Consider the following 13819-nt stretch of genomic DNA (forward strand, 5'->3'; position numbering starts at 1 on the left):
CCCGTGTTTACGGGAAGTGTTGCAATCGCAAGAAAATCAGGCTGTTTGGAGATTTTAGCATAGCACCGCTATGGTGAAATTGAAAACAGCAACGAAGTGGCTGATTTTGAAGCGATTTCAGCACGTAATAGATTGTCTATTGGATATTTCGGGTTAAATTTAAAACTAAATCCATTTGGCCAACCAATAGTACGGAATTCCTCTAAATCATTACCCAGATTCAATATACTGGTTTACATTTTTAAAAGTCTTTAATTAATCGAAGAAACTTAGAAAAAAGGCCTTCTTCCTTCTCATTCTATCAATTGAAAATCACCTTGTTCAACGTAAGTCAATTCTGTAGATACGGCTGTTTTCACTAATTCTGCAATATTTTTGCCATTTACCAGTGTCACCGGATTACTTTTTACCCCTTCCTCCATAAACGACATACTGTAAGGTGACCCATTTATGGTATACTCGATTTTTGAAGCGTTTGTATTGCGGTTATTGTTTGTTGTAACTTCGATCTGAACGGCGTATTTAATATCGGGAGAAATACAATCTGAATCTAGCACTTCAGTTCCATCTTCATAAACAAATTTAATTCCAATTGGGTGATACCTTTCTTCATTCCCTAAAAGACCTGTATTGTCCTCCTTAATACAGCTGACACAATAAATGGTCAAAAAAATTAGTATAAATATATTTCTTGCAATTTTCATTACTCACTCTTTTAAAATTATTTCTACGTTTTTTTCAAGATCACCCGTTTTCAATAGATAATCGCCGGCCAGTAAATCCGTAAAAAGCACCTCCCCATTGACAATAGGCAATTTTGCATATTCAATCTGGTCTTTAAATAAAATAATTTCCCCTCCATTTAGATCCGATACAACTTTGATGGCTCCTCCATTGTAACAAACAGCATCCTTTTTGTATATTTTTATACTGCTTGATCTTGTGGTATAACGTACACTTATTACCCATTGCTTTTTCATTGATTCATCCTGTGATAAAACATCCAGGTATACAGGACTTGAGAAATCCAGCACACTCGTACCCGAGATTAGTTGTTGACCTCTATGGAATAATTTACTACCATCACTTAATTCAAAAACACCTTTTAGTAAGGTGGGATTAACCCCATTATTAAGATAAAGAACCATCTCTTGGTCATTTTCAGTTTTATTCACTACTTCAATATCCTTAAAACTAAAGTCAAGTAATTGCGCTTCATTATTTAGCGCAGGACTTGCAATACTGAAAGCCTGCGATAAATTACCGCGTAAGGCATTGGTTTCAAATTTTACTGTTTCGGATATATCTGTTACTTGATTTTTCTCAGAATCATAAACCTTAAAATGGATGGTTTCACCTAGGGTATTAGAAAACACATTAAAATACGCATAATACCTGTCTTTGCTTTTCACATAAATCAAATTGGTAGTACCTCTACATTCTCCATTTACAAATGCACCAACTTTATCGCTCGTACTATTTAAATTAAGACCGTCAATATTTAAGAATGAGACAAATGACATGGTATATTCGAAGTTATTTTCCTCTACCACCCATTCAGGCTCTTGCCCATAACCATTTGTACAGATAAAAAAGAGTATTGCCAGCCTAATAATTGATCCTTTCATCATCTATTCTTTTATAACCTTAAAAGTATAAGGTAGGAATGTGTTCTTGAATTTAATCTTCAGAATATAAAGCCCACTCCCCACATCGGGGTTAAGTATGAGTGTATTAATTCCTTTATTTATACTTTTCCCATAAGTATTTACCAACTGACCAAACGTATTAAACAATTGGATATTGATAAAATCATCCTGATTGGAAATTAGCTTTATCTGCAATTCCTCTTTGAAAGGGCTGGGGAAAATTTTAATTCCACCCAATATTTCATTCCCTAATACTACCGGATTTTCTACCGTTCCAAGCACATTGTTTGAAGTGAAATGGAAAGTTTTGTGGGTAGGAATCATGCGCTCACCATCACCTATATAGAAGGTTAACTCCTTATTGGTCTCCCCAAAAACAGTAATAAAACTTAAATTTTGATTCCCAATCACTTGGTTTACTGCTTTTCCTCTTAAATCACCCTTATCATCAATTGCAAACAGTTCGTGGTAGCCTTCGGGTAACAACACTACTGCATTCATATTGGCCGAAAATCTAGCAAATTCAGCCGATATCACTTCCTCCGGTGTTTGAATCTCAAGATTCGACATTCGGGAATTAGAGAAATCCCATAAAAACCTAGGGTAGGTGAATATTTGCTCTTGACTAGATCGCAGCATATAACCTTTATTGGCTTCTAAATAATTTAAAGTACCACTCCAACCATTTACCTCATCATATATGGCAAATTGATTTTGAGACTTAATAACATCCCCTTCATGAGCATCGAAAGATGACAGGCCTTCATTCAATGCAACATTGTTTTTTAAAGGATAGGGTAACCAATTCCAATTGAGCTTGATAGGAAAACTCCATGAATCTAAATTGACAGAAGAACCGGAAAGAATTAAATCCTGTCGATTATTAAACTTCGCTTTATACATGTAAGAAGTAGATAAACCGCCATGCTCACTTATTTCACCATTCCATGAACTGGATTCAGGAGAATTCTCATTTTTAAAGTAGGTTTCTAATTTCGAGGGGCTATTGCTCATTAGCCTGTCCGACGTTTCTAAAACCATTCCTTCTGTTAAGACATTTAAATTTGAAAAATTTTGATCCTCAACACTTAGAGACAACCATGTCCATCCTTGATTCAATTGTATTATTTGCTCTACAACCCCTGAATTTTCAAACATTGAGGTATTAGTCTGAGTGCCTATTATGGTGTTTTCATTAAAAGTAACCGTCAACTTCTCATCTAAAGTTGCCTGAACAACTTGTCCTTTTGAAGCATCCCATATTTTAAAATTAATTAAATCACTGTAAGCCGAATCACTATAGACCGTTAAAAACACAAAGTATTCCTGATAGGCCTCATCCCAAACCATGTCCGCTACGCCCCTTAGCTCACCATTAGAGAAAGCTGAAACTTTATCATAAATGTCATCAGAATAAACACCATCTATGCTAACTCGACCGACAATATTCATACTATAATTAAAACTATTCGGATCTATGACCCAATCAGGATCTTCTGCTAAGACCCTAAGTTTCAATTGTAGTTTCTCGTCTAACCCGAAATCAGTTTGTAGATATAGGTCTTCTATGTATTCTCCTGTTGCCAGACCTTCATCAACACTAGCTGTTATCACTACCTTACTATCCGGCAACAATGTTCCCGAAGAACTGCTCAAAGATAACCAACTTGGAATGCCAGAAATCGCAAAGGGCTGGGTTTGCCCCCCTTTGTTTAAGATGCTTATTTCAAAGAATGTAGCTTCTTCACCAATTTTGGTAAGGTCAACAACATCGTTGTGGCCGTCTACAAACCAACTCATCTCATTTTTTTGTATAAAAGCTGTCCAGGTTATTGGGGATTGTTGCATATTATCAGAAGCATCAAACATTCGATGAACGGTAATGTCTAATACCTGTCCTTCTACCACTGCCCAATCTGAAATCACAGGTTCCAAAATCATTTCATCTTCATTGATCACATGATTCACCTGAAATTTGATTAGGTTTCTTTCAGGCTTTATGGCAGGAACATCATTTGAAAAATTAACAGCACCGGCATTCATCGTACCATAGGAAGTGCTCATTTCTCCACCACTGACAACGTGGTAATATAGTGGCCCCTTATCAGTTGCAGTGTTAGGTGCATTCATTCTGGCATAAAGTAATAGGCCAATACTTTCCACATCAATTTCATGGTACCTATCTCTAGAAATTTGATCAACATTCCTAAGGGTATTCCAAAGACGAAATTCATCGATTTTCCCAGTAAAAACACGGTCCACTGTTTCTTTATTCCCTAGATCTCTAAATCCTCTCGCTCCTATCCAAACCTTATCCCCGGAAAACCCACCTATATTAGTCATTGGATTGGAGGATACTTGTTGGGCATCCACGTAGGTTCTTAGAGCACCATTTCGATTGAATAATAGTGTGATGTGGTGCCAAGAATTATCAGCGACACTTGCAGCGGTTAACACATAGGTATTTTCTTCACTGGCCAAATACAAAGCTCCGGACGTATTCATATTGATCGACCATTTGTTCGCCAAACCGTTGGACTGGATCGGATCCTTTCCTTCTAGTGTGCCATCACCTATTCCTCTTCCATTTGAGAAAATAGTTGCCTCTTGCGGAGTTTCTGTTTTGATCCAAAAGGAAATAGTTGCATCCATTTCATTGGTCAACTGAACAAAACCAACATCATCCAAGGCCAAGTATTGCCCATTACTAAAGGAATAAGCAGTCCCTTTAGGCTTAATATCCCATTCCGCTTTCACTAATGCATGTTTAAAACGTGCAAGATCATTAGCAAGCTCTCCACGTCCCTCGTTCAGCGGCCAATAACCTACCAAATTAGCCTCTTTCCCTTGGAGCTTGCTATACATCCCGGCATATGCATCGCTCAAAGTTTTTGATACTGACCACAACCGGAGATCATGAATGTTTCCAATGAAAGAATTTCCACCAATAATTAAGGGGTTGTTATTTGTAAATGCTGTGTTTGCCGAGCCGGCACCCCCACCTATTTCCCTATCATCCTCATATATACTTAGCGTTCCCAATTCATTGTTATGCGAAAATGTATAGTGATGAAATAATTCGTCATTTGCGATAGTTCCATGGGCTGTAATATCCCCAAGGGTTACAAATATCTCATGGTCCTCCAAATTGATGGTTAGCCCGTCTTTTTGTTCAACAATTGTAGCTGTGCTTTCTTTAGTGGAATTATTCATCCAAAACTCAAGGGTCAAATCTCCCGACACTAACCTTGGGCTTTCAATAGTTACCGTGTTACTATCCCCCTCAAAATACAAAGAAACACTATGATCAATTGGCAGTTGGTTGGATTGTCCTTTTATCTCAATGGTGCTTACTGCACTATTGAAATACATATTTTCGTTGAATTTTACCCGGAGGTCTTCTCCCACCCCTAAAATACCATCTATAGGAAACGGTGTACCAAATTGCCTTGGGGCTTCTAAATTAACCGTTCCAGAAATTACGTCAGAATTATATACTGTACCATTTTCACATATACTTCTTGCTCTTATTTCGTAAACTCCATCTTGTAACTGAAGTCCTGCAATATCAAAAGGAAAATTAATGTTTGGTGTTTCGATCAACGCAATTTCCGTTTCGCCATTCCCGACAGCCTCATCGTAAAATGACTCCGTATTGTAGTAGGTATGCAGGCGTGTCCAGTTTGGCGATGTTGCTAAACGGTATTCTAAATCTATCTTTTTAAAGTTATCAAATGTCTGATTATAATCAGATAAGGTAATCATCAAGGGCTTTGAAAGTTCCGAATGATTATCATAAGCTGCATCTATATTGTATACCCAATTATCCTGAGGTGCACTTACTTTAACTTGAGAACAGGTTGGAACAAAATGGGCCGATATTAAAACGTCATCAAAAACGTTTACAGGATCACAAAGTGATTGTAAAACCACCCTTATATTTTCATAATCGTAGACATCTGCAATTTTCTTATCCAATGTCAAGGTATAATCTACAGTTTGTCCGTAAGGGACAAATATTACGGTTCCATTGGGCGATACATTGATATCAGGTGCATTAGGATTTGTTGTATTGTCGATTATTAACTCAAAGTAATTAAAATTTGCATTATCACTAGTTGCATCTGCTGAATTTTGAAAAGACAGATGAAATTCTGCGGTATTGCTTTCCGGAATATTAAATATTTCTGCAACCTCTACGGTAATTTGAGGATCTTCTGCCTTTTGAGTTGCATTGCTTAAGGTTTCCCTATCCGCCTCTGCCAGAGCAACAATGGGGTTAGCAGGATCATAGGAGGAATGATTATAAAAATGAGACAACTCTTTGCCCTCATATGGGCAAGATGTTCTACCTCCAACAGTTGTGAAAATCGGTCCGTTACCATCAAATAGGTTAAAAACATCAATACTCAAAATGTTTGCAGGATCATTGTCCTTCAAGGTATATTTAAAGGTCGTAGTTTCAGCTTCTTCTTTGGTAATACCTGCACTAAAATCTTGAGCCAAGGAAAAGACAGTGGTAGAAACAAGGCCTAACGCATCATTAATTTCAAATCCTATATCATATTGCAAGCTTTCTTCCAACTCAATATTATAAGCCAAAGAAGAGGAATTAATAAGCTCTGTTTCTACACTCCTACTTACTTCGCCTACACCCGAATCAAATGAAATATTACCGGATGATTGGGAGTTTACCAATGATTTATTCCTAGCGGCAAGGTCAAGTTTTTCCTTCAATAACGCTTGGTAAGGAACACCAACATCTGAACGATTTAATTCATTCTCTAAATCAGACATATAAATATCTAAATAATCATCAGCAGCTTTTATCAACGAATCAGATTCATTTAAAGCCAAATATTTCTTTCGTTCATTTTCAAGAATAATCTTACGCCACAACCTGATTTGTTCTTCGTACCAAAACAAACTATTGGCGCCTTCTACTGGAATATGATTTCTGAGATTTTCTGCAATTAACTCATATTGAGGTATTAAATCATTAATTATGTACTTTTGAGAGTACACAAAAAAGGTATTGGTCGGTTTAGTATTTATATATATAGCTTTTTGCTTATTTAAATAAATGTCATCACCATTTGCATTGGTCAACCTATAATTATTATTCGGATCTCCAATCGGTGCAATGTCAGCTTTAAAGTCATCATAAGATCCTATGGCATAATTACTAGCGTTCCCTATATACAAATCCCCATCAGCGCCCACAAATTCCGGGTCATCACTGGTCGAAATGGTCTGATTAAACGTATAGGTTTTTGTTAAACTTAAAGCATCTGAAGAAGAAGTTTCTAGCGTTATATTGCCGGTAAGGTCATTGACCACTTCTGTTTTCACCTCAATCGAGGCTCCCGGAACTCCCCCAACAAAGGTAACAGCTCCTCCCATCATTAATTTTAAGGTTTGAGAAAGCCCTCCGGATAAGGTGGACATGGATTCTGTGGTAAAACTTAAGGTTTGACCTGCCTCTATGGATGCAAAACTGTTGGATCCGGGAGGGTCTCGGAGAATAATATCCGGGATTTCAGGAGCTACTGTAAGGGGTGGAGCAGAAGTCCCATCAGGAGCCCCTCCTAGTATAATCCCGTCAGGAATATAATTTTCTGCCGGATAAGAAATCCCCCCAATAACATACTGTATATCCAAACTGCGTGTATATGGGAACGTAGTATTGGGAACACCCCCTTGAAACGAATAATAGGAAATACTATTGTCTACTGTATCCTTTTCGATCTCTTCAGAGCCTAAAATTGCTAAATTATTATTGATTTTTAATTCCCCATCTATAATTGGCACAACATCTTCAATTATACTGTCTCCATCCATGTTCACGTATCTTTCAAATGTGGATAGGGTTATGGCATAACTTGCAGCCTGCTCATAAATCAATACCACTTTACTAGCGTCTGCCGGGTGGGTTAACCCTTCAGTGCTTATAAAGTACTCACTACTATCTGCATTAAAAAACTGTAGTGAATCTGTTGAAGTTTGGTCGATGACACGCAATACTGGCGTAGAACGGTACACAAAGCTTTTTTCAAAATGATAGGGTACCCCTTCCAAAATATCATTGTTTGGAAGAATAAACTCCGGAGTTAAAAGCGGTGGAATACTTGAAAAATTTATACTTTCATTTGATGTTCCAATTATAGCTGAATTAATGCTCTCATTACTGGAAATTGTTAAGCCTGGTATATCTCCCCCTTCAATTTCATAATTCAATGGCATCACTTCAACACGATACTCGCCGGATTCGCTATTCGTTTTAAAGTTAAATTTTGTGTAATCGGTGACACCTCCGGCACCTGGTGGATCATACTGAAACGCAAAACTAGCCACCCCTATATTATTTTTCGAACTAACAACCAAAGGAATGGGCTTAAAATTTTCAATTGTATCGTTGATTACATAAAGCCCATTTTCACCAAATCCTATTGGCTTACTTGCTTCCACTGCTCCACCAACTACACGTCCAACCGCAGTTACTCTGGTCTCATCAATAAATACCACCGGCTCCTGAGCATCTTCAAAAAATTCTTTAAAAGTACCGGTTTCAGCAGGAAATCTACCATTGTAAGAAAAGGAGTGACCATTTTTTTCAACCCGTATAAAATGATTTCCAATAGGTACACTAATTTCAAAATTACCGGCTTCATCCGACAGTACAGGTGTATTGTTTTCATCAATTACGATTTGTCCATCAATGTAGATCGTAGCTCCGGAGACTGGAATACTGGCATAGCGTTCCAGTCGAAAATTGGTAGAGTCGTTCTCATCATAATAATTAATCCAATATTCACCTTTATTATAAGTGCCTGCATTTGCTCCTGTAAGCTTCTCATATCGATTATAGTTTTCATCGATAATTCCGGGACCTGTAACATATTCATCTCCATCATTCAATCCGGACAAATTTCCACCATTTACCTCTACGTAGGAAGGGAACACCTTTCTGGTATCGTACAATATTTTTCCTTTAAAGATAAAGGAGGACTTATCGATAAAATCAATTTTATTTACCACCTCTGAGCCCTGACCTAAAAAGACCAGTTGTTGATTGGGTTCAAACTTGTGTTGTCCATAAACAGGGGTAATTTTAAATGATTCTCCTGTTCCGGAGTAGGGAATGGAATTAATCTGATAATTGCCATTTTCATCGGTTACCCCTAAGATTCCCAATTGACTAGCAGATGGGATTGCACCAGGTCCAGATACAAAAGTGATATTTTCTAATTTACCGTGATTTCTATTATATGTATAGTCTTCTCGTGAAGCATCATAGGCATATCCCCCTTGATTTTCGTTGGCGCTTAAATAGACTATCAAACCCGGATCGTCACCACTGATATACCTTTTATAATCTGTTCGGATATCAGCGGCTGTTTCTATGCGATTCCATAAGCGAATTTCATCAATCAGAGCTGTTTTTCCACCACCTATTCTGACCTTGTTCCAAACAGCCTGCCCTTGTTGAAAATTAATAAGACTTGTAGTCTCGAAAATCTCTAAAGATGGAGTATTTATATTTTGGTCTATCTCGGCTCGTGCTTTATGTACAGCATCCCGGTACTCCTTTGTCATTGGGCGGCCATTGATAAAGAGGGATGGAGCCATTCCATCCCTCAACTGTATCGTAAAATGAGTAAAGTAATCATTGAAATTAGCTACAGGGACCATAATATCATCACCTCGGGCATCGATATCTCCAGAAGGAAATACATTTTTGATAAGGAACAAACTCTCTTTTATTTTAACTTCCAATTCGTTTGCCAATATTTTTACTCTGACATTAACATCTATATTATTACCGTTTGCCTCAGTTAGTCTAAACAGCCTGATCGGGCTCCCATTATCATCAGTATAAGGACTATTGATGTCCGGTTTTACCCAAGCCTGTAAAGTAGCCAACGAATCAATTGGTTTATTTAATTTATTGATCTCAAGCTTAGCGTTAGAAGGGATTTTCAAACTACTCCCATAGCTTATGGAACTCCCACTCGATTCGGCAACTACCGTTACGTTTTTCACCGGATTTCCACCTTCAAAATTAACATTTCCGGTAATGACCGCAGTAGGATTTCTAAACCCTATACCTGTGATATAATTGGTATAAAGCTCTTCATCCTCCATTACATTTTCAGCCAACACTTTATATTCATACAGTTTTCCTCCATCCACGTACTTGTCTTCATAGGTACCGGAGGGCTGTGGGGTAATATCAGCTATTGGTTGAAAATTTTCATTACTTCCAAGTTCTCTACGTAAAATTTTTATGTTTGTAATGTTGTTAATATTATTTCTAAGTCGCCATTCTATCAAAATCTTATCTCCAAAATAACCTTTGGAAACACTAAAAGATTCTTCTGCAAAAGTACCATACAGGTAAAGTACATCCCATGGAAAACGTAAATCTGTTGGAGTGGTGTTATTGGATGTTCCTAAAAAAGGCAGCCCTACCTGAATTGTAAAACCTTCATTTTGTATGGCTTGTGAGACAGTAACTTCCTTGGCTCCTTCCTCCTGTTGTGCATAAAGGAAGGAAATCAACATACTCAATATCAGTGTAAGAAATAATTTTCTCATCCCCCTGAAATTATAATTTGATGATGTAGTTCACCCCATAGTTTATAGGACGAGATTCAGTTCCTTCAGAAGACGTATTTCCGGAAACAGCATGGGTATGTATCCCACTTAAATCGGTTTTTACTGTAGATACCCCTCCATCCTGGGCTTGTATATTAAACGCTGTTGAACCGCTATTACCATCATTAACAAACTTCCTGTTCATTAACTTTAAGGGATGTGAGTGTTCACCATTATTAGAAGTAGTTAAATCCACGCTGTGGTTGTGCGCCATGTTGGAATCTTGCTGTGTGGAATTTACACCACCATCCCTTCTATTATCGGCAAACTGGGCATCAGCGTTGACCCCTACCCCTCTTAAAAACATAGCCCTCAAATCTGGTGCATTGGTACTCCCCAGTAAAGCAATGAGATTTTCAGCCCCATTGATATTTGTTAGAGATTGTCCATCGCACAGCACCCAACCAATTGGAGCTGTAGCCCCAACAAAAGGCATGATAGATCCGGTCGGCACCCCGTTATTAGCTGCTATTGCATAAGGAACGTGCTTTAGTTTTTCCTCTGACACAAGAACATTCCCCTCAGTAATTTTTAAATAGATTTGCTGATTAGCAAATATGGAATTATTGGTAGCAGCAGGACTTATAACATGGGAAAATACACCAAAAGCATCAGTATTTAGGCTTACTGTTTGTGGAGCCCCAACTTCAACTTTAGCATTTCCATTATTGCTATCAAAATAAAAAAACTCGAAAGTAAGGGAAATTTGGGCATTTGCTTTAGCCGTATTATTGTCATCTCTTGCAATACCTTGTATCGCTATATCAGCCATTTCAGCAGAAGTCTGTGCCAAAGAAAAAGAACAAGAGAATACTATTAATACAATGAGAATAAGTTGAGTTTTCATGGTAATTGTTTTAATAAAGACATTCAAGACAAAAGAGAACTATCAACCCTCCTTTCTAATTTTTAACCAAATATTATTAGGTATTTATAAGCAGTATAATGGGAATAACGCACCTAAAAGTAAATCAGGAAAAGGTCAAAAATCAATCAAACTGAATCACTAACAGGTCAATTTGGGTAATCAACCGGTCAAATTAACCTTTGAGGAGGTTTGGTATTGATTTATTGCGATCAAACCGGTTGGAAAAATTTTATAATATCTATTTTTAAATGGAAAATGGTCAATAACTTAACACCTAAATACAATTGAATACAATTCGACAACATTGGGTAAACCTTTATAAAGCAATTTCATTGATCGGGTTTGATCCTGACAAACCTAGAGAAAAACAAAAGCAAATAAAGCTCTTGAATATCTTTTGTGGATTTTGGATATTAATCGAAATGGCTTCAATCATTGCTGAAATTTTTGAACCCAATAAGCCCCCTGTTTATATCTTTACCCATCTAGCCAATTTTGCAGGCATTTCACTTGTATTGTACCTTCAGTGGATAAACCGAAATAAAATGGCAACTGCCCTATTTTTTTTCTTGGTATACTTTAGCAATTTTATGTTCTCCAATTTCATTATATCCGGTAAAATGTTAGAAGCCGGATACCTTTTAGCTCCTGCCTTTGTTCTCTTGTTTACCAACAATCGTTTTTATATTTTTTCCTCATTTGTATTGTCCCTAGTTCTTTTTATAATACCCAATATTTATTTTCTCCATTACCCACAAAATTATTTCGGCCCTGATCGTTTCATCTTCATGGTTTTCGCAATCGTATTTGTTTTGGTTTACTATTTCAAACAAGAAAATCTTAAAAGTGAACTTGCATTAGAAATAGAGCGGAAAAATATAGCAGATATTAATGAGCAGCAGTCGCAGTTTTTTATCAATGTCTCTCATGAGGTTCGTACCCCTTTGACACTTATCAAAGGTCAAATCAATAAACTTAAAAAATACAACTCCGAATTAAATGATGCTCAAATACAGTCCATCGTGGCCCAGCTCAATAACCAAGCTGATAAAATAAAAAAATTAGTAGATGATGTAATCGATTTAGCCAAAATGCAGGATACTAATTTCAGCATGAGCTTACATCCAATAAACTTGACTGATTTATTGAAGAAAATAGCTACTTCTTTTGAACCTTTATTTAAGCAAAAGCAAATAACATTCAAGGTAAATCCAAGTACCTCACCAAAATTTGTTTTGGGTGATAAGCTATATCTGGAACGGGCACTTAATAACATTCTATTGAATGCCTTAAAATATACGGAAAAGAAAGGGAAAGTGACCCTATTCTTAAAGGAAAACCAAACCTCAATAATCATTGGTGTGGAGGATGATGGCATAGGTATAGAAAAGAATGATTTAGAATTAATATTTAATCGATTTTATCAATCAAACAACTCTTTCAATAAATCAGGTGGAAGTGGTGTTGGACTGGCTTTCAGCAAAGAGATAATTACAAAAATTGGAGGAACAATTAGGGTTTCCAGCAAACCTTCAGTTGGGAGCACTTTTGTTATACACCTTCCTAAGGTTGAGAAAATCAAGGAAAGAGAGCGTGTTAAAAATAGCGAAATAAGCAAACTTGAGCTATTGGAACGTTTTTCTTCTACTAATAAAAAAGTTAAAATTTTATTGGTCGATGATGCTTATGACATGCGACACTACCTTAAAGATATACTTTGTAAATATGAGTGTCTAGAAGCCGGAGATGGCCATGAAGCCTTGAAAATAATAAAGAGTCAGGTCGTAGATTTTATCATTACAGATTATATGATGCCAAATATGAATGGATTAGAATTCATATCAAAACTTAAATCAATACAACATTCTGCTCCAATTTTGATGCTTACTGCGAGGGCAGATAACCAAATCAAATTATCTACTTTAAGACTTGGTATCGACGATTATTTACTTAAACCATTTGAAGAGGAAGAATTGATCATACGGATAAATAATGCATTAATAAATAACAACAAACGTACAAGGTATCAACTGGAGGAAAAAATAGACCCCTCCCAAAATGATTCTAACAATTGGATTGATAAATTACAGGCATATATTTTTGAACAATCCGGGAAAAGTAAAATCAATCAAACTGATCTTGCCGAGCATTTTAATCTTTCATCAAGTTCTTTATTTAGAAAAATAAAAAGTGAAACAGGTTTATCCCCTAATGAACTTATAACAGAAGTTAAATTACAGAAAGCTAAAATGCTCCTAGAAAATAGGCAGGTTCACTCCTTAAAACAACTTGTTCTCGAGGTTGGATTTAAACATTCTTCCTATTTTTCAAAAAAATACTACGAGCGATTTGGCAGCAAGCCTAATTTTAAATTCTAGCAAGTGGCTTTGAACGATAAAAGAAAAATCAACTAAGTACCTAACCAATGGAACTAGGTTTTGGTCAAAGTAATAAAAAATACAAGAGATTATTTTCCTGATCACTCCCTTTTTCTTCTTACAGCTGAATTAGATTTTAACTAAATCGACATCAAAATCAGCCAAAGAGTTGAAGAAATATCATTTGCTTATCGTTGAAAGTCTAACAATCCACCGAGTTGATTCAGTTTTCAATGTTATATGGATAAACATTAATGGGTAATTTT

The 13819-nt window shown here is 36.6% G+C and carries 5 protein-coding genes; 1 reads left to right on the forward strand and 4 read right to left on the reverse strand.

All coding sequences use genetic code 11. The features are described 5' to 3' along the window. Positions 1–293: 293 nt before the first annotated feature. Genes AC13EX_RS09240 through AC13EX_RS09255 form a run of 4 tightly spaced genes read right to left on the reverse strand, consistent with a single transcriptional unit; the run spans position 294 to position 11154 of the window. Complete coding sequence (locus AC13EX_RS09240) at positions 294–704, reverse strand: hypothetical protein (protein WP_482892447.1); 411 nt, start codon at positions 702–704, stop codon at positions 294–296. A 3-nt stretch (positions 705–707) separates the two neighbouring features. Next, entirely contained in the window at positions 708–1631 is a 924-nt protein-coding gene (locus AC13EX_RS09245) for a hypothetical protein (protein ID WP_240477812.1), read from the reverse strand. Continuing rightward, positions 1632–10247 carry a LamG-like jellyroll fold domain-containing protein gene (locus AC13EX_RS09250; protein WP_482892448.1) on the reverse strand — a complete coding sequence of 2872 codons (8616 nt, stop codon included), beginning with the start codon at positions 10245–10247 and terminating at the stop codon, positions 1632–1634. Positions 10248–10257: 10 nt separating this feature from the next. Further along, complete coding sequence (locus AC13EX_RS09255) at positions 10258–11154, reverse strand: tail fiber protein (RefSeq protein ID WP_482892449.1); 897 nt, start codon at positions 11152–11154, stop codon at positions 10258–10260. Between the two features lie 305 nt (positions 11155–11459). On the opposite strand from AC13EX_RS09255, the gene AC13EX_RS09260 reads away from it, so the two are divergent. Beyond that, positions 11460–13553: a hybrid sensor histidine kinase/response regulator transcription factor gene (locus AC13EX_RS09260; protein WP_482892450.1), complete on the forward strand. Its 2094-nt coding sequence runs from the start codon at positions 11460–11462 to the stop codon at positions 13551–13553. Positions 13554–13819: the final 266 nt, after the last annotated feature.

This window comes from Cyclobacterium sp. L-R (assembly GCF_056859355.1).